Consider the following 19,589-nt stretch of genomic DNA (forward strand, 5'->3'; position numbering starts at 1 on the left):
CGGATATGCGTCGGGGACGGCCCCAAGGCCGTCCCCGACGCATATCCGCCCGTCCGGACGTTGTCCGTGTTCCGTCAGTATTCGACGCTGAGGATGTGCGCGACATCCGCCCACGGCGCAAGCGCGACATAGTTGTCCCAGCTCCAATCGAACTCACGGCCGGTGAGTTCGTCCTTGACGCGGTACGTGCCGTTGGTCGGCAGTCCGAGCGCGTTGAGGTCGACGTGGATCGTCGACTGCTGCTCGTGGTGGCCGTCGAGGTTGACGACGACGATGAGCGTGTCCGGTTTGCCTGTGCCGGTGCATGCGGCCGGCGTCTGGCGCGCGAACGCGAGGATCGCCGGGTTCGCGCTCGGCAGCAGCGTGAGGTTGTGGTAGCTCATTGTGGCCGGGTGTGCGGCGCGTACGGCGTTGAGTGTTGTGACGAGTTCGGCGATGCCGTAGTTGCCAGCCTGGTCCCAGTCGCGTACACGCGGTGTGCCGTATTCGTCGACCGCCGGCTTTTCGCTGCCGTCACGCTGTGTGTTCTCGACGAGTTCGTAGCCGCTCGTCACCCCCCACGTCGGCGATCCCATCGCGGCGAGGACGGCACGCACGGCGTAGCCGGCGATCGCGTTGTCGCGCAGGTAGTTGCTGAGCGATTCCGGCGTCGTCGGCCAGAACGCGTTGTGCTGCCAAAACGCGGCGTCCGAGTTCGTCTCGACGAGGAACTCGTCGACCTCCTGCCTCGTGTTGCGCCATGCGAACGTGCCATAGGTCTGCGTGAAGCCCGCATAGGCGAGCGCGCGCGTCATCGAGGGCCGGTCGCTGTCCTCGGCGAGGAACATGACATGGGGGTTCGTCTTTGTGACGTTCGCGATGACATCCTGCCACAGGCGCACGGGGGCGTCCTCGGGGGAGGAGACGTGGAACGCCGTGACGCCGGCTTCGATCCATACGTCGAGCGCGGCCTCGACCGCCTTCGTGATGCCGGCGAAGTCGTTGTCGTAGTCGATTGTGCCATCGTTGCGGAACCATTGCGGGTACGTCTCACGCCACATCGTGTCGGCGGCAAACTGCAGCACGAAGTCAAGCGCGACCTCGATGCCGAGCTTGTGCGCGCACTCGACGAAGGTCTTGAAATCATCGAATGTGCCGAGTGCCGGGTCGACCGACGTGTGGTCGGTCACGGCGCCGGAGGCGTCGACGGGCAGCAACGACGGCAGATAGACGATCGTGAAGCCTTCGGCCTTCGCGCGTTCGAGGCCGCTCATCGCGGTGCGCAGCGTGCCGGGGACGATGTCGCCGGCCTCGTTCTTCGTCGCGCCTTCGGAACGCGGGAAGAACTGGTACCACGATCCGAAGCTCGACTTCGGGCGTTCGACGCGCAGCGCATGGTCGGCGCTTGACGTCAGGCCATCGCGCAGCGGATTCGTCTCATGGAGCGCGAGGATTTCGGCGGCGTGCGCAATCGCGATGCGGTCCGCGGCATCGACCGTCTCGTCGAGCATTTCCTTCGCCGTGTCACGCAGCATCTTGCGCTGCTGCGCGTCGAGTGCGGCGTCGCGTGTGCCGGCCCAACGCGCCAGGATCTCAGAGCCTTCGCGCGCCACATCATCGGAGGACGGCGCCTGCTCGGCGGCGTCAAGCCAATCGGCGAAGGTGTCGGCCCATCCTTCGATGGCGAACTTCCAATTGCCGAGCTGCTTCGCGACGGTCTCGAAATCGGCGTCCCATGGCGCGGCATCGCTGTGCTCGCCCGCTTGGAGCATGACGGTGTGGGATTCGAGGGCGTCGTTGGCCGGCGTCATCAGCTTGCGCGCCATGATACGGCCACGCTGGCTTTTGAGCACGCCCGTCGCGCCGACATGGCGCGTGCCTTCCATGAAGACACGCGCGCCGACCCTGAATGGTTCGCCGAGCTCGACGCGCGCGGCGAAGCCAGCGTCCGTGTTCGCAGGGGTGACATCGGTGATCGCGACGCGGCCGAACTGTCCCGGCTCCTTCGTGGTCAACGGCAGTGCAGGCGCATCCCCCGCGAATTGCGGCTGCTTCTTGACGGCGCGCGGCTTGCGTGCGCGCTTGACGGTGCTGGTTGTTGTTTCCTGAGGTGTTTGTGCTTCTCCCATACGCATCATTGTATGGTCACGCTGTGAACTTGCCTGCGCGCGAATGACATATGGACGTAATACAGGCTCGTATGCCGCGTGGTATGCGTGCGCGAAACCGCTTCGCCTTGTCGCCTTGCATGATGTGGATATGTGGATATTCGGGCGCATATATGCATCGATGTGGACACGATGTGGACAACGTGCCATGTGGATACCGCATCGTGTCGTCCACATATGGCCGCTGAGCCCCTCTTCCGGTCACACCGCCCCGTTCGCGTTGCCTGCGATGCCTTCCCGATGCGATGCTCATGCCAACCGCCGCACGCGCGGCGCGCATCGTAAACGGACACGGAGAAAGGAACCGCAATGACGCGATCCACACATATCCCTGCCTCCATCGTCGCCGTGGTCGCGGCTGCCGCGATCCTCATCGGCGGCGTCGGCATCGCCCACGCCATCGAAGGCGAACAGCTCACACCGGCGGACGCATACAACTTCAACTATGTGCACGATTACGCCTACTACCAAGCCGGCGTCATCGGATTCGACGGCGAAAGCCGAGGCTACTATTGCATCGAACAGGACAAGGGCTCGAATCACCAAGCCGGCGCCGCGAATCCGATGGCCGATTCGATCAACGCGCGTCGGGCGTCGGTCCTCATCAGCACATACCAGAACCATCTCGTGGAAGGGGATCCGACCCAGGCCGCGCTTGCCGTCATCATCCATGACTTCTTCGACACGAGCGAAGGGGTCGGAGGATGGCAGGAATGCCGCAAAAAACTCAAAAAACAACATCCGGAGGTCTTCGACCGCGTCGAGGAACTGCTCGCCGAAGCCGATGCACTCACACCGGCGAAACTGACGACGTCGCTCGCATACGACAAAGGAGCGCGAAACGGCACCGTGAGCGTCTCGATCGTCAACATCCACGGCACGCCGGTCGCCGGCATCCCCTACAGCCTTGCATTCACCGGCCCCGCGGCGTTCGCGGACGGTGCGAAGACCTACCACGGCGTCTCGGGCGATGACGCGGCCGTCATCCCGTGGATGGCGACAGGGGACGGTGATGTGCGCGTCGAAGGTGCGGCGACCGTCCCCTCGGTGGACGTCATCACATCCACACAGCGCCTCGTGCGCGTCGGCGGTGGCCAGGCCGCCGCGTTCGACACACTCAGATTCGAAACGAAACAGACGTTCGCGCCGACGATCCGCACCGTCACGACGCCGCGCATCCTCGACGCCGGCTCACCTGTGACCGACGCGGTCACCGTCGACGTCGCCGGAGACGACAACGTATGGCCTCAAGGCGAGGCGCTCACCGTCGACGGCTGGTATTTCGACGGCCTCACCACGGACATGCTCGGGCTGCGCATCGAACGGCGTGACGACGATACGGCGGACACTGTCGTCGAACGCGTCGCAGAGGAATTCGGGCGTGAGCCGGCCGCGACGGCGACCCTCACGTTCGATACCCCAGGTGTCGAGCAGACGGCCGTCGCGCGCACGGCGGACGGTGGCGAATACACGACGCCATCATCGGGCGGGTTCGGCACATGGCTATGGGCGGCGCGGCGCGGACGGCAGCGTGGGGCGATGGGAGACTACCTCGAACGGGACATCGTGACCGATGTCATCGACGGACAGGAAACCAATGTGACGCGCGGCGTCGTCGACGTGTCCTCACGTGTGCACAAGCACACCGTGCACGTCGGCGCGACGATCGCCGACACGATCCGTGTGTCCGGTTTCCCCGACGACCACGGCACATGGACAGGCGACGAACTTGACGGCGTCGGCGCCGACAAACGGCACGCCCAAGTGACAGTGTGGTGGGCGGGCGGCGATGCGCGCGGCGATGACGCGGCGTATCGTCCTGAAGGCGACGCGCAACCGTACGAGGGCGCGCATCACCGCATCATCGGCACATGGGACTACCCGGCCGTGAACGGTGAGTTCACTGTCGGCGGCGGGGCGCAGGATGCGCATGGTGACGCGGTCCAGATCACCGCCGACGAACCGGGATGGTATGTGTTCGTCTGGAGTTTCGACGGTGACGACCGCGTCGCGGCTGCCGCGAGCTCGTACGAGGATGCGCTCGAACGCGTGCATGTGACGGAGGAGCCCGACGTGCCGCCGCAGCAGACGGACACGAAGCGGACCGAGACGCCACGCGCGCCCGAGCCGACGGGCGCGGTGCCAGCCCCGCTCGCGAAGACGGGAATCAGCGCCGCGCTGCCGTTCACATTGTCGTGCATCATCTGCGCGGCGGCCGCGATCATCGCCATCCGTCTGCGGCGTGCCGCGATGCACCCGGAGGACATGTACGACAACGGTGCCACGGCGGTGTGACGTGCTGTGCGGCGCAATGGGCGGCACACTAGCATCGTGCCACCCATTGCGCAAGCGGCGCACGCTGTCGGATGGAATGGCGCCATCGGCGCGGCCGGCGGCGTTAGGATACCGGTATATCGATATCCGTATCCCCATATGCCGGTATCCGCGCCGATCGGCATACGCGGACCGAATGGGCAACCGAGGGAGCAGCGTGAGCAGCACTGGACGCACACAGCCACAGCCGACCGGGAACGCGCAGCCTCCGGTCCCACCGAGGCTCGTCCTGAGGTTCAATGTCCGACAGGCGGCGATGCATCTCGTCTACGCGGCCGTATGCGGTGTGTTGTGCGGTTTCGGGTCGATCCTGCTGTGCCTCGTCGTCGATGGCGCGCGACATGTCTTCGAACAGGCGACATGGCTCATCTGGCTCCTGCCGGTTGTCGGCGTCGTGCAACTGCTGCTGTACAAGTGGTGGAAACTGCCGCTCAACCTGACGACCGACGCTGTCATCGAACGGATGCGCAACGGCCACCTCATCAGCGGACTGCTTGCGCCGGGCATCCTCATCGCGAACGCGATGACGATATTCGCCGGTGGGTCGGTCGGCAAGGAGGCGGGCGCGATGCAGATGGGCGCGAGCCTTGGCACGACGATCGCCCGGCCGTTCCGGCTCCACAACGTCGTGCGCCGTCCGCACCACGACGACACGCAGGACATGCACCTGTACGTCGCCGCGACGGGCATGGCCGCGACGTTCTCCGCGCTGTTCTTCGCGCCGCTCGGCGCATGCATGCTCGTCCTCGAACTCATGCGATTCGCCGGATTGCGCTATGTGTGTTCGATGCTCGTCGCATGTTTCGCCGGATTCGTCGTCGCGAACCATTTCGGCATAGGCGACGTCATCACGAAGGTTGCGATACCGCAAGTGACATGGCACAACATCGGCATGTGCGTCGTCATCGGCGTCGCCGCCGCGCTCTTCGGCAGCCTCTTCGCCGTCGCGATCCGCCTCGTGCAGGGCGTCACGGCACGTATACGGCGCAACTACTATCTGTGGGTCGTCGTCGGTGGCCTGCTCGTCGCCGTGCTCGTCACGGCGTGCGGATGGGTGAGGTACACCGGTTCGGGTGGCGCGCTCCTCAACGACGTGCTCACGACGCCCGATGTGTCGTTCGCGTTCGCCGTCAAGATGCTGCTGACGGTCATATGCCTCGGGTTCTGGTTCAAAGGCGGCGAGATCATGCCCTCGCTGTGCATAGGCGGCATGATCGGTTCGGCGTCGTTCGCGATGACGGGGGGAGACGCGCTGTTCGGCGCTGCGGTCGGTTCGGTGTGTTTCCTCGCGGCGTTCAACCGCTGCCCGTTGTCGGCGTTCCTCCTCGGATGCGAGATATTCGGATGGGCGGCCGCCCCGTTCCTCGCGATCGGTGTCTGCGTCGCCTTCATGTTCGGGTACCCGGTGGGCATCTACGGCGCGGGCATCGACATCCTCGCGCGTTCCGGATGGAAACAGTTCTTCCACGGCATGCATGAAAGCGCGCTGCTCGACGAGAGCGAGGGGAACGCCGGGTTCATCGACTTCGCCGTCGCCGCCGGCTCGGCGATCGAACAGGTCGCGTCGACGGCGCATCAGGCCGCACACCGCGAAAGCGAACAGTGGAGGCACATCGTCGGACAGCGGCGCGGCGAACGGCACGACACGCATCGCGGATCTGCTGATAGCGGCAGCGGCGGCTGATCGGAAGGAAATACGCTGAGCGCATTCCTTCTCAATATATGAGACGAGCTCCCTTAGAATCGGTTGTGACAGTATTTCGAAATGGAGGAAGTTATGACGGATTCAACAACTCCGGCTGCGGCCACGCCGGCGCAGAACCTGACCGATTCGCCTCACTATCTCGCTGAGGCGCTCATGAAGAACGGCATCAAGAACATGTATGGTGTCGTCGGCATTCCGGTCACCGACTTCGCACGTATCGCCCAAGGCATGGGCATGAGGTACATCGGCATGCGCCACGAGGAGGACGCCGTGAACGCGGCCGCCGCGGAAGGGTTCCTGACGGGACGCCCCGCGGTCGCGCTGACCGTGTCCGCCCCTGGGTTCCTCAACGGGCTCGCGGCGCTGCTCGAAGCCACCGAGAACGGGTATCCGGTCATCATGATCGGCGGTTCGTCGACGCGCCACGTCGTGGACATGCATGAAGGCGAATACGAAGGCCTCGACCAGATGAACTATGCGAAGGCGTTCTGCAAGGAATCGTTCCGCATCGACAAGATTGAGGACATACCGCTCGCCGTCGCCCGCGCGATGCACATCGCATGCTCGGGCCGCCCGGGCGCCGTGTACATCGATTTCCCCGACGACGCCGTCGCGCAGACGATGGACAAGGGCGCAGCCGACGCCGCGCTGTGGACCGCGAACAATCCCGTCCCGTCGATGCCGCCGGCACAGGCGTCGATCGACGAGGCCCTCAAGCTCCTCGGCGAAGCCAAGAACCCGCTCATGGTCGTGGGCAAGGGCGCGGCGCTCGCACAGGCCGAGGATGAGCTGCGGGAGTTCGTCTCGAAGACCGACATTCCGTTCCAGCCGATGTCGATGGCGAAGGGCGTCATCCCTGACGACGATCCGCACTGCACTGCAAGCGCCCGTGGCCTGGCGCTGCGCACCGCCGACGTCGTGCTGCTCGTCGGCGCGCGCCTCAACTGGATGCTCAACTTCGGCGAGGGCAAGGAATGGAACCCGAACGTCAAGTTCATCCAGATCGAGATCGACCCGAACGAGATCGAGAACGCACGCCCGATCGCGTGCCCGATCGTCGGCGACATCAAGTCCGCGATGACGATGCTCAACGCCGGCCTTGACAAGACGCCGTTCAAGGCTTCCTCCGAGTGGCTCGGCGCCATCCAGGACGACTCCAAGAAGAACGACGAGAAGTTCGCCGCGCGCATCAACTCGGGCAAGGTGCCGATGGGCCATTACGACGCGCTCGGCGCGATCAAGAAGGTCTACGACGAGAACAAGGACGTGATCCTCACCAACGAAGGCGCGAACACGCTCGATGATTGCCGTAACATCATCGACATCTACGAGCCGCGCCACCGCCTCGACTGCGGCACGTGGGGTGTCATGGGCTGCGCGGTCGGCTATTCGATCGGCGCGGCCGTCGCGACCGGCAAGAAGGTGCTGTACATCGGCGGCGACTCCGGTTTCGGATTCGATGGCATGGAGGTCGAAGTGGCATGCCGCTACAACCTGCCGATCACGTTCGTCGTGCTCAACAACGGCGGCATCTACCGTGGCGATTTCGAGAACCTCGGCAAGGACGGCGATCCGTCGCCGCTCACGCTGACCTATGAGGCGCATTACGAGAAGATGATCGAGGCCTTCGGCGGCACCGGCTACTACGCCACGACGCCGGACGAGGTCGAGCAGATGGTCGGCGAGGCAATCGCCTCCGGCAAGCCGAGCTTCGTGCACGTGCAGCTCGCCGACTACGCCGGCAAGGAATCCGGCCACATCAGCAACCTCAATCCGAAGCCGGTCGTGGGTCCGCTCGCGACCTCCGAGGTGACCGCAGACCCATACATCGAGGGCGCACATATGTGATCGATGCCTGACACGGGGCACATGGGGCGCGGACGGCCGCAATGATGCCACGGCCGCAGCGCCCCTTGCCTTCGGCATCCGCCACTGAAGAGAAGAAAGTGTTATCATGGTACAGATTCTCGTTAACGACATCATCCCGATCATCGTCATCATGGCGTTGGGATATGTCTGCGGCAAGCTCAGCTATTTCGACGATGACCAGCGGCAGGGCCTCAACAAGGTCGTGCTTAACATCGCGCTGCCAGCCGCATTGTTCATCTCCATCGTCAAGGCGACCCGTGAGGAGCTCGCTCAGGACACGACGCTCACGATCCTCGGATTCGTAGGCATCATCGTCATGTTCATGCTCAGCTATTACCTGTGCCGCCTCATGTTCAAGCACAGCATCCAGGAAGCGGCCGTGTGCGCGTTGATCGCCGGTTCCCCGACGATCGGTTTCCTCGGCTTCGCCGTGCTTGATCCCATCTATGGCGACACCGTGAGTACGAACCTCGTCATCGCGATCATCTCGATCGTCGTCAATGCGGTGACGATCCCGATCGGCATGTATCTGATCAACCTCGGCCAGGCGAAGGACCGCGCGAAGCTGTCCGCCGCCGCGACAACGACCGCGAAGGGCGAAGTCACCGTCAAGGCCCCGAAGGCCGACGTCGCCGTCGACCCGTCGAAGGACGCCTCGAAGGACAAGAACGCCGAGGTCATGGTTTCGAACTCCTCGAACATGGGCAAGAAGAAGAACAGCAACCTCGCCGCGCTTGTCAACGCGCTGAAGCAGCCGGTCTGCTGGGCCCCGCTCCTCGCGATCGTGCTTGTGCTCATCGGCGTGCGCGTGCCTGAACAGGTCGCCCCGACCTTCGACCTCATCGCGAAGGCCAACTCCGGCGTCGCCGTGCTCGCCGCAGGCCTCGCGCTGTCGACCGTCAAGTTCTCGCTTGGCTGGGAGACGATCTGGAACACGTTCTACCGCCTTATCCTGACACCTGCCGCGTTCCTCGGCGTCGGCTTGCTGTGTGGCATGGGCGGCGATGTCAACAAGCTCTCGATGCTCGTCATGGCCGTCGCGCTTCCGCCGGCGTTCTCCGGCATCATCATCTCGAGCCGTTACAACATCTACGTCAAGGAAGGCGCATCGACGACCGCGGTCTCGACCGTCGTCTTCGCTGTCACGTGCCTGCTGTGGATCTGGCTTGTGCCGCTGTGCGTCCACTGATGCACCACGCCGCGCCACTGATGCGCTAACGTGCGCATATAAGTAATGCGGCACATGCACAAAAGGGGGAACCCACCTCAAGTGGGTTCCCCCCCTTTTTTCGTCTGCAGTGCGGTACACTGACGTGCCCCTGAGCGTACCGCGCTGCGTGTGTGATACGCGCGACGGTACGCTGGAACGACTGTGAGCGTACCGTGCTGCGGAGAAGTAGATGGAGATCGCATACACAACGACGTGGGGCAGTGAAGACGATGATGTCTTCACTGCCCCACGTCAGGGTCTGTCATCGATCGGTATCGGCGCGAACCACGCCGATACCGATCGATGACAGACGCGTTCAGGCTTCCGCTTCAGGTGCCGCTGCCGTCAGATCCGCCTTGACTCCGTCGTTCGATCCGATGACGCCCTTCGCCGCGAGTTCCTTGATCTGGTCCTCGGTGTAGCCGAGTGCGGACAGGATCTCCTCGTTGTTCTCACCGAGCTTCGGCGCGCGCTGGTAGTCAGGCGCGTAGTTGCTCATTGTGAATGGAAGGCCGATCGTCTTGAACTTGCCACGGGCGTCGCCCTGGTCGATCGTGATGAGCGTGCCGTCCTCGTTGAGGTCGGGGTCGTTCTCGAGTTCGTTCCAGTCGAGCACCGGGCCGACCGGAACGCCCTTCGCGCCGAGCTCCTTCGTCAGCGTGTACTTGTCGTACTGCATCGTGTATTCCTCGACGCGCTTGTACACTTCCTGCTTGTGCTCGTCGCGCGCGTTCGGCGTGCTGAACTTCGGGTCGGTGAGCCAATCCTGGAAGCCCATCGCGTTGCAGAAGTTCTCGAAGCCCTTCTGCGACTGCTGGATGACGATGTACACGTACGCGTTCGGGTCGGTCTCCCAACCCTTCGCGCGGTAGCACCAGCCCAGCACGAGGCCGCCCTCGGCGTTCGCGGCGCGCGGGATCGCCTTGCCGAACTTGTAGCCCGGATAGCAGTCGTAGTACGACAGCTGGTGCAGGTGATCGAGGATGAGCTGGTCACGCAGCTTGATGCGGCACAGGTTGAGGACCGCGTTCTGCATCGACTGGTAGACGAAGACGCCTTCGCCGGTGCGTTCGCGCTGCAGCAGCGCAGTGAGGATCGCGATCGTCAGATGCATGCCGGTGTTCGAATCACCGAGGGCCGCGCCGGACTGGGTCGGGATGTTCTTGTCGCCTTCCCACCAGCCGGTCGTCGAGGCCGCGCCGCCCGCGCACTGCGCGACGGGTTCGAAGGCCTTGACGTGCTCGAAGCGGCTGCCCTGGTTGAAGCCCTTGAGGGAGGCCATGATGAGCTTCGGGTTGATCTTGTGGACCTCGTCCCAGCCGAAGCCGAGCTTCTCGACGTCGCCAGGGCCGATGTTCTCGACGAAGACGTCCGCGTCCTTGAGCAGGTCGGTGAGGATTTTCTTGCCTTCCGGATCCTTCATGTCGAGCGTGATCGACTTCTTGTTCGCGTTGAGCTGCAGGAAGTACAGCGAGTACGAGCCGTCGACGTCGTTCATCTCGTTACGCGTCGGATCGCCGCCATGGACCTTTTCGAGCTTGATGACTTCCGCGCCGAGCCATGCGAGGATCTGCGTGCACGACGGACCGGACTGCACCTGCGTCCAGTCGATGACCTTGATGCCTGCGAGCGGTGCCGTGTTTGTTGCCTCAGCCATATGACCTCCTTGTTGTTATATAGCCAATCGTGCCTTCAATATACGCACCGGGAGCCGTGCATCTCCAGTGATTCAGCTACGGGACGGAAGTGTTCGCTGAGCGCTTCGTTTTGCTAGCGCACACGCGCGCATAGAGGGGGAGGGGGAGGAATGCAAAAAAGACCGGAAATCCAATGATTTCCGGTCTTGTCAGTAGCGGGGCATGGATTTGAACCATGGACCTCTGGGTTATGAGCCCAGCGAGCTACCGAGCTGCTCCACCCCGCGCCGGCTGTTTTGCAACAGCTCTCACCAATATACTCGTGTGATTCGCGATGTCAATCTTCGGCGTGTCGCATTGTAGTCCGCATATCTCCGATTCCGCATCGCGGTCGCGCACGCCGTGCGGACGCGTCCGTTGGCAGGTCGCGCGCGCATAATGAGACCATGCCTATCAAAATTCCCGCAGGTCTTCCGGCGCGTGACATCCTCGACTCCGAGCGCATCTTCGCGCTTGAGAAGCCGGAGGCGGAGCGTCAGCGCGTCCGTCCGCTTAAGATGGTCATCCTCAATCTGATGCCGAAGAAGATCGAGACCGAGACGCAGCTGCTACGTCTCATCTCGAAATCGCCGCTGCAGGTCGACATCGATTTCATGAAGACGGGCACGCATGAGTCGACGCATGTGAGCGCCGACCATCTCGTCAAGTTCTACGAACCGCCGGAGTCGTTCGCGGACAATTATTACGACGGTCTCATCGTGACGGGTGCCCCCGTCGAGCATCTGCCGTTCGAAGAGGTCGATTATTGGGATGAGTTCCGCCGCGTCCTCGATTGGGCCGCGAGCCATGTGTTCTCGACGATGTATCTGTGCTGGGGCGCGATGGGCGCGCTCAACCACCGCTATGGTGTGCGCAAGATCGACCTTCCCGAGAAGGTCTTCGGTGTGTTCCCGCAGTATCTGCAGGATGAATACTGCTTCCTGACGAACGGGTTCGATGAGATCGCGCTGCAGCCGCATTCGCGCGTCGCGGGCGTGAGCGAGGAGGATGTCGCCGCGAACGCGGACCTCCAGGTGCTCACGTGGGGTCCGCGTTCCGGGCCGGGGCTCATCGCGACACGTGATTTCTCCGAGGTCTTCGCGCTTGGGCATTGGGAATACGGCAAATACACGCTCGCCGAGGAGTACCGCCGCGACATGGACCGCGGCCTCGACAACGTGCCGTTCCCGACGAACTATTTCCCGAATGACGACCCGTCGATCGAGCCGCTGTTCTCGTGGCGCGCGCACGCGAACCTGCTGTGGCGCAACTGGCTCAACTGGGTCTACCAGATGACGCCGTACGACCTGACCGAGGTGCCGCAGCTGCGCGCGCAGCGCCGCCCCGGCACCGACCACGTCGTGCGCCACGCCCCATGCCCGCCGCGCGAGGACGGCTTCCGGCCGTTCCTCGACGACGGCTACGGCCTCATCGTCCCACGCGGCTGAGCTGTCGCGGCCCGGCGCGCGCAGCCGGATTCCGTGGCATGCGGCGCCGTCGTGATGCGCGATGCGGATTGTGTGTGATGTGCGATACAGATCGGGCCCCCGCGTGTCGCCGCGCCGGAGGCCGGGGGACTCCGACCGCGCAAACCCTATGAAATGGCGGCGTTCCGACGCGAAGGGGCCGTGACGGCGCGCGAATCGTCGATGTCCACTATCAGGCCAATAATCGCCGTCAGTGGAAAGAAAGGTCCGAATACGCTTCACGGCGCCGAGGCGGTCACCACCCCGGCACATGGGCACCGGCGCATGAGGAAGACGAGGAGAGAGAACGCCGCAGAGCGCGCGCGATAGCGCATGACGCGCATGTTCGCGCGCTGCTGAACCCGACGTCGGCACATCGGCGCAACGTCGCCGGTGGGGTAATCTCGCCGTCACATGCACGGTACGTAGTGGACATCAGTCGGATTACACTGTCATCAGACAATTCGTAACATCAGGAGGCATGAATGGTTGATGCATTCGCCGCAGGCGCCGTCACGCTCGCAGAGTCGTCGATGCATATGCCGAGCATCGACGATTTCCTTCCTCCGGAGATCCTGTTCCAGGGCACTCCGTTCGCGATCAACCGCATCATCCTCGTGCGCATCCTCGCGACGATCATCCTCATGGTCGTGCTGGGCGTCACGGCTGCGCGCGCGAAGCTCGTGCCCGGCCGTTGGCAGAGCGCCGTCGAATGGATCGTCAACTTCACGAAGACGGACATCGTCTACCAGGTCATGGGCGAGGCGCGCGGCAAGCGCTATGTGCCGATGATCACGACCGTGTTCCTCACGCTGCTCGTCTTCAATCTGTGCGGCGAGGTGCCGGGCATGAACATCGCGGCGAGCGCGACGATCACGTTGCCGCTCGTGTTCGCGATGTGGTGCTTCTTCCAGTACTGGATCGCCGGCATCCGCGAGAAGGGCCTCGGCCACTTCCTGCGCGACGAGCTGTTCCCGAAGGGCGTCCCGTGGCCGATCTACATCCTGCTTTCGCCGATCCAGCTGCTCGAGCTGCTCGTCATCCGTCCGTTCTCGCTGACGATCCGACTCTTCGCGAACATGGTCTCCGGCCATCTCATCCTCGCGCTGTGCCTTTCGGCGACGCAGTACTTCCTCATCGACGTCGTGAACAAGGTGATGATGCCCTTCGGCGTCGTGACCTTCGCCGCCGGCATGTTCATGTACCTGTTCGAGGTGTTGGTGAGCTGCCTGCAGGCCTACATCTTCGCGATCCTGACGACCGCGTACATCAATATGAGCTATCCGGAGATCGACTGACCGCCGGCATGATTTTGTTGCATCAAGCAATGAACCAGAAAGGAAACAACCATGGATATCGTTACCCTCGCTGAGGTTGCGGGCAACCTGAACGTCGTCGGCTACGGTCTTGCCGCCATCGGACCCGGCATCGGTCTGGGCATCCTGATTGGCAAGACGATCGAGAGCACCGCACGTCAGCCCGAACTGGGTGGCCGTCTGCAGACGCTGATGTTCCTGGGTCTGGCGTTCGTCGAGGTCCTCGCGCTCCTCGGCTTCGTCGCGGCGTTCATCTTCCAGTGATCCGGGTTTGCACAGCACACCGAATCACGAGAGGACATGAAAGGAGGAGAACGAATCATGGATATGGCAGCAAATGACGGCATCAGGCTGTTCCTGCCGGAGACCTATGACATCGTCTGGTCGTTGATCATTCTGGTCATCGTGGCCGCGTTCTTCTACAAGTTCTTCCTGCCGAAGTTCCAGTCCATATTCGATGAGCGCGCCGCCAAGATCGAGGGTGGCCTCGCCAAGGCGGAACAGGCCCAGAAAGACGCCGAGGAAGCCAAGAAGAAGTATCAGGCGCAGCTGAGCACCGCGCGCGTCGAGGCGTCGAAGATCCGCGACGACGCCCGCGCCGAGGCGTCGCACATCATCGCCGACGCGCGTTCGCGCGCCGAGACCGAAGCCGCGCAGATCACCGCCAACGCCGAACGCTCGCTCGAATCGCAGCAGCAGAAGGCGATGGTGAGCCTCAAGGGCGAAGTCGGCACGCTTGCCACGTCGCTCGCCGGCAAGATCCTGCAGACGCAGCTTCAGGATCCGACGGTCCAGTCGGACATGCTCGACAAGATGATCGCCGATCTGGAACAGTCCGAAGACAACAAGTAGCACGTATCTGCAAGGAGGGAGGTGACAGGTGCAAGGAGAAGCATCACGAGTGGCCGACCGCGAATCGCGTGACTCGTTCGCCAAGCGGCTCAGCGCGTCGGGCGACGACGCGTGGGAGATCGGCAACGAACTGTTCACGATCACGTTCGTGCTCGACAAGAACCCGCGTCTGCAGCGCGCGCTGACCGATCCGGGCCGCCCGACCGAGGACAAGGTCCGGCTGCTCAACGAGCTGTTCGGCGGCAAGGTCCTGGACATGACGATGGAGATCCTCACCGATCTCGTCGGCCGCAGCTGGAGTCGCGCCCATGACATCGACAACGCCGTGGAGGACTTCGCGGTGGATGCGATGATGTATCAGGCGGACAAGGACGGCAAGACGCTGCAGGTGTCGATCGAACTCGCGAAGCTGCAGTCGGCCCTGCTCAACCTGCCCGTCGTGCGCGCGGACCTTTCCGACGACGACGGACCGATCGAGGCGCGCTACGACCTGCTGCACGCCCTCATCGACGGCGCCGGTTTCGACCGCATCACCGTGCGCCTCGCCGAACACAGCACGCGCAACCCGCGCAACCGCCGTTATCTCGAGACGATCCAGTGGCTCATCAACAAGTTCTCCCGCCATATGGGGGAATCGATGGTCACGGTGACGACTGCGGCCCCGTTGACGGATGCGCAGATCGAACGCCTCACGAAGATCTACACGAAGAAAGTCGGCCGCCCGGTCCACATCCACCTCGTCGTGGACAGGAACGTCATCGGCGGCATGCGCGTGCAGGTCGGCCACGAGGTGACCGACAACACAGTCGTCGCACAGCTGCAGACGCTCAAACGCAAGGTGAAGGTCGGCACGGCCGAGTGATGTGGGCTGATTCCCGCATCCCACAGGTCCGCACGGCGGACCCACACGAATGTATACACAACAATAAGGAGTGATCATGGCAGAACTGACCATTGATCCCGCCACGATACGCAAGGCGCTCGATGACTTCGTCGAGGCGTACACGCCGTCGGAGACGCCGACCCAGGAAGTGGGCCACGTCGCGACGGCCGGCGACGGCATTGCGCATGTGACGGGACTGCCTGGTTGCATGGCCAATGAGCTGCTGACGTTCGAGGACGGCACGCTCGGTCTCGCGTTCAACCTTGACGCGCGCGAGATCGGCGTGGTTATCCTTGGCGATTTCGTCGGCATCGAGGAAGGCCAGGAAGTCCGCCGCACCGGTGAGGTCCTTTCCGTCCCGGTCGGAGATGGATTCCTCGGCCGCGTCGTGGACCCACTGGGCAACCCGATCGACGGCCTCGGCGAGATCAAGAACGAAGGGCGCCGCATCCTCGAAGCGCAGGCGCCGGACGTCATGCACCGCCACCCGGTCGACGAGCCGATGTCGACGGGCCTCAAGGCGATCGACGCGATGACGCCGATCGGCCGCGGTCAGCGCCAGCTCATCATCGGCGACCGCCAGACCGGCAAGACGGCCATCGCGATCGACACGATCATCAACCAGAAGTCGAACTGGGAGTCCGGCGATCCGAAGAAGCAGGTGCGCTGCATCTATGTGGCCATCGGCCAGAAGGGTTCGACGATTGCGGCCGTCAAGCAGAGCCTCGAAGAGGCCGGCGCGATGGAGTACACGACGATTGTCGCGTCCCCGGCGTCCGATTCCGCGGGCTTCAAGTACATCGCCCCGTACACCGGCTCGGCGATCGGCCAGCATTGGATGTACCACGGCAAGGACGTGCTCATCGTCTTCGACGACCTGTCGAAGCAGGCCGAGGCGTACCGTTCGATCTCGCTGCTGCTGCGCCGCCCGCCGGGGCGTGAGGCGTACCCTGGCGACGTCTTCTACCTCCATTCCCGTCTGCTCGAACGTTGCGCACGCGTCTCCGACGATCTGGGCGGCGGTTCGATGACTGGCCTGCCGATCGTCGAGACGAAGGCGAACGACGTCTCCGCGTACATTCCGACGAACGTGATTTCGATCACCGACGGACAGATCTTCCTGCAGTCCGACCTCTTCAACGCAGGCCAGCGCCCGGCGGTCGATGTCGGCATCTCGGTGTCCCGCGTCGGCGGCGCCGCGCAGACGAAGGCGCTCAAGAAGGTCTCCGGCACGCTGAAGATCTCGCTCGCACGCTACCGTTCGCTCGAATCCTTCGCGATGTTCGCGTCCGATCTGGACGCCGCCTCGAAGTCCCAGCTCAACCGTGGCGCGCGCCTGACCGAGCTGCTCAAGCAGCCGCAGTTCTCGCCGTTCTCGATGGAGCAGGAAGTCGTCTCGGTGTGGGCGGGCACGCACGGCAAGCTCGACGACCTTGAGGTCGTCGACGTGCTGCCGTTCGAAAAGGGCATGCTCGAATACCTCGACAGCAACACCGACATCCTCAAGACGATTCGCGACACCGGCGATTTCACGCCGGAGACCGAAGCGGCGCTTGACAAGGCCGTGGACGCCTACCGCGAGACGTATGTGACGAAGGCCGGCAAGCCGCTCGTCGATCACAAGCCGGCGCCGAAGGACGTGACCCCGGTCGACCAGGAGCAGATCAAGGCACAGAGCCGCAAGGCCAAGGACGCCACGAAGCAGGAAAAGAAGTAACCTATGGGATCGCAACTCGCATTGAAGGGCAGGATCGCCTCCACGGGTTCGTTGGAGAAGATCTTCAACGCCCAGGAGATGATCGCGGCTTCGCATATCGCGCAGGCCCGTGAGGTCGCGCTCAACGCGAAGCCATACACTGATGCGATTTTCGATGCCGTCCAGACACTGGTATCCCACTCCCATATCTCACATCCGATCGTCAGCAAGGAGGACGACAACCCGCGCGTCGCCGTCCTCTCGCTGACGGCGGACCGTGGCATGGCCGGAGCGTACACTTCATCGATCATCCGCGAAACCGAGGATCTGCTGTCGCGTCTCGACGCGGACGGCAAGGAGCCGGAGCTGTTCGTCTATGGTCGCCGCGGTGTTTCGTACTACAAGTACCGCAACCGTCCGCTCGCACAGACGTGGGAAGGCGATACCGAGAGGCCTGGCGTCGAAGTCGCCGACGCGATCTCCCGTGCGCTGCTCGACGCGTATATGCGTCCCGCCGACCAAGGTGGCGTCTCCGAGCTGTACATCGTCTACACCGAGTTCATCAACATGGTCGTGCAGAAGGTGCGCGTGCTGCGCATGCTGCCGGTCGAGATCATCAAGGACGAGGGCGCGAAGCACCCCGATCCGACGGCGACGACGGCGATGCCGCTGTACTCGTTCGAACCGAGCCTCGACGAGGTCCTCGACGCGGTGCTGCCGAAGTACGTGCGTTCGCGCATCCACGAATGCCTGCTCGAAGCGGCCGCATCCGAGGTCGCGTGCCGGCAGAACGCGATGCACACGGCGACGGAGAACGCACGCGAACTGATTAACGACCTGACCCGCAAGCTCAACGCATCGCGCCAGGCATCGATCACCCAGGAACTTACCGAAATCATCGGCAGCGCCGATGCATTGAACAAGAAGGAAGAGTAGGAACGCGAAATGGCTGAGAAACAGACCACAGCGGCCGCCGCGCAAGCCGCGGAGCCAATCGTCGGTCATGTGACGCGTATTCAGGGATCGGTCATCGACGTTGAGTTCCCTGTCGGCCACATGCCGGACATCTACAACGCGCTTACGGTCGAGATCAAGCAGATGGGTCAGCAGGAGGAGGGCGAGGTCAACGACGTCGTCATCACCCTTGAGGTCGAACAGCATCTCGGCGATTCGACGGCCCGTTGCGTCGCGCTCAAGTCGACCGACGGCCTCGTGCGCGGCGCCGAGGTGCGTGACACCGGCGGCCCGATCGAGGTGCCGGTCGGCGATGTGACGAAGGGCCATGTCTTCGACGTCGCCGGCAACATCCTCAACAAGAAGCCGGGCGAGAAGATCGTCATCAAGGAGCGTTGGCCGATCCACCGCAACCCGCCGGCCTTCGACCAGCTCGAATCGAAGACGCAGATGTTCGAGACGGGCATCAAGGTCATCGATCTGCTCACCCCGTACGTGCAGGGCGGCAAGATCGGCCTGTTCGGCGGCGCGGGCGTCGGCAAGACCGTCCTCATCCAGGAGATGATCCAGCGCGTGGCGCAGAACCACGGCGGCGTCTCCGTGTTCGCCGGCGTCGGCGAACGCACCCGTGAGGGCAACGACCTCATCGGCGAGATGGACGAGGCCGGCGTGCTCGAGAAGACCGCGCTCGTCTTCGGCCAGATGGACGAGCAGCCGGGCACGCGTCTGCGCGTCCCGCTGACGGCGCTGACGATGGCGGAGTATTTCCGCGACGTCGAGAATCAGGACGTGCTGCTGTTCATCGACAACATCTTCCGTTTCACGCAGGCGGGCTCCGAGGTCTCGACGCTGCTCGGCCGCATGCCGTCCGCGGTCGGTTACCAGCCGAACCTCGCCGACGAGATGGGCTCCCTCCAGGAGCGCATCACGTCGACGCGCGGCCATTCGATCACGTCGCTGCAGGCGATCTACGTCCCCGCCGACGACTACACCGACCCGGCGCCGGCGACGACGTTCGCCCACCTCGACGCGACGACCGAGCTCTCGCGCGACATCGCGTCGAAGGGCATCTACCCGGCCGTCGACCCGCTGTCCTCGACCTCCCGCATCCTCGACCCGCGCTACGTCGGCCAGGCTCACTACGACTGCGCGAACCGCGTCAAGGCGATTCTGCAGCGCAACAAGGAACTGCAGGACATCATCGCCCTCATCGGCATCGACGAGCTCGGCGAAGAGGACAAGATGATCGTCAACCGCGCGCGCAAGATCGAGCAGTTCCTCGGCCAGAACTTCTACGTCGCCGAGAAGTTCACCGGCGTCCCGGGCTCCTATGTGCCCGCGGAGGAGACGATCGAGGCGTTCACGCGCATCTGCGACGGCGTCTACGACAACGTGCCGGAACAGGCGTTCTCGGGCATCGGCGGCATCGACGACCTCGAGAAGAAGTGGCACAAGATGCAGAAGGAATACGGTGAGTGATC

14 protein-coding genes and 1 tRNA gene are annotated in these 19,589 nt (G+C 63.6%); 12 read left to right on the forward strand and 3 right to left on the reverse strand.

All coding sequences use genetic code 11. The features are described from left to right. Positions 1–74: 74 nt before the first annotated feature. Complete coding sequence (locus B1526_RS01555; RefSeq protein ID WP_095614412.1) at positions 75–2,117, reverse strand: maltotransferase domain-containing protein; 2,043 nt, start codon at positions 2,115–2,117, stop codon at positions 75–77. Positions 2,118–2,456: 339 nt separating this feature from the next. Between B1526_RS01555 and B1526_RS01560 the strand changes: the two genes are divergently transcribed. From B1526_RS01560 to B1526_RS01575, 4 genes are all read left to right on the forward strand, one after another. Then, positions 2,457–4,442 (forward strand): hypothetical protein, encoded by a 1,986-nt coding sequence (locus B1526_RS01560; protein WP_095614380.1) that lies wholly within the window; start codon positions 2,457–2,459, stop codon positions 4,440–4,442. A 196-nt stretch (positions 4,443–4,638) separates the two neighbouring features. Beyond that, positions 4,639–6,165, forward strand: coding sequence for a chloride channel protein (locus B1526_RS01565; RefSeq protein ID WP_235606980.1), 1,527 nt, complete (start codon positions 4,639–4,641; stop codon positions 6,163–6,165). A gap of 93 nt (positions 6,166–6,258) precedes the next feature. Beyond that, complete coding sequence (gene oxc, locus B1526_RS01570) at positions 6,259–8,034, forward strand: oxalyl-CoA decarboxylase (protein WP_095614382.1); 1,776 nt, start codon at positions 6,259–6,261, stop codon at positions 8,032–8,034. A 106-nt stretch (positions 8,035–8,140) separates the two neighbouring features. After that, entirely contained in the window at positions 8,141–9,244 is a 1,104-nt protein-coding gene (locus tag B1526_RS01575; RefSeq protein ID WP_095614383.1) for an AEC family transporter, read from the forward strand. A 337-nt stretch (positions 9,245–9,581) separates the two neighbouring features. Here B1526_RS01575 and frc read toward each other — a convergent pair whose 3' ends face one another. Further along, positions 9,582–10,922: a formyl-CoA transferase gene (frc, locus tag B1526_RS01580; protein ID WP_095614384.1), complete on the reverse strand. Its 1,341-nt coding sequence runs from the start codon at positions 10,920–10,922 to the stop codon at positions 9,582–9,584. 193 nt (positions 10,923–11,115) lie between these two features. Next, positions 11,116–11,189: transfer RNA gene (locus B1526_RS01585), tRNA-Met, on the reverse strand. A gap of 159 nt (positions 11,190–11,348) precedes the next feature. On the opposite strand from B1526_RS01585, the gene B1526_RS01590 reads away from it, so the two are divergent. From B1526_RS01590 to atpD, 8 genes are all read left to right on the forward strand, one after another. Beyond that, complete coding sequence (locus B1526_RS01590) at positions 11,349–12,389, forward strand: homoserine O-succinyltransferase (RefSeq protein WP_095614385.1); 1,041 nt, start codon at positions 11,349–11,351, stop codon at positions 12,387–12,389. Between the two features lie 503 nt (positions 12,390–12,892). Next, positions 12,893–13,705, forward strand: a complete 813-nt coding sequence (atpB, locus tag B1526_RS01595) for a F0F1 ATP synthase subunit A (RefSeq protein WP_095614386.1) — start codon at positions 12,893–12,895, stop codon at positions 13,703–13,705. Between the two features lie 51 nt (positions 13,706–13,756). Continuing rightward, positions 13,757–13,987 (forward strand): ATP synthase F0 subunit C, encoded by a 231-nt coding sequence (gene atpE, locus B1526_RS01600; protein WP_004219171.1) that lies wholly within the window; start codon positions 13,757–13,759, stop codon positions 13,985–13,987. Positions 13,988–14,044: 57 nt separating this feature from the next. Further along, positions 14,045–14,575 carry a F0F1 ATP synthase subunit B gene (locus B1526_RS01605; RefSeq protein WP_095614387.1) on the forward strand — a complete coding sequence of 177 codons (531 nt, stop codon included), beginning with the start codon at positions 14,045–14,047 and terminating at the stop codon, positions 14,573–14,575. Positions 14,576–14,603: 28 nt separating this feature from the next. Beyond that, positions 14,604–15,437: a F0F1 ATP synthase subunit delta gene (locus B1526_RS01610; RefSeq protein WP_095614388.1), complete on the forward strand. Its 834-nt coding sequence runs from the start codon at positions 14,604–14,606 to the stop codon at positions 15,435–15,437. Between the two features lie 76 nt (positions 15,438–15,513). After that, positions 15,514–17,175: a F0F1 ATP synthase subunit alpha gene (gene atpA, locus B1526_RS01615; protein ID WP_095614389.1), complete on the forward strand. Its 1,662-nt coding sequence runs from the start codon at positions 15,514–15,516 to the stop codon at positions 17,173–17,175. Between the two features lie 3 nt (positions 17,176–17,178). After that, on the forward strand, positions 17,179–18,090 hold the full coding sequence (locus B1526_RS01620; RefSeq protein WP_095614390.1) for a F0F1 ATP synthase subunit gamma: 912 nt from the start codon (positions 17,179–17,181) through the stop codon (positions 18,088–18,090). A 9-nt stretch (positions 18,091–18,099) separates the two neighbouring features. Continuing rightward, the gene (atpD, locus tag B1526_RS01625) at positions 18,100–19,587 is read left to right on the forward strand and encodes a F0F1 ATP synthase subunit beta (RefSeq protein ID WP_095614391.1); all 1,488 of its coding nucleotides are present in this window, start codon (positions 18,100–18,102) and stop codon (positions 19,585–19,587) included. Positions 19,588–19,589: the final 2 nt, after the last annotated feature.

The organism is Bifidobacterium criceti, from assembly GCF_002286935.1.
GTDB lineage: Bacteria > Actinomycetota > Actinomycetes > Actinomycetales > Bifidobacteriaceae > Bifidobacterium > Bifidobacterium criceti.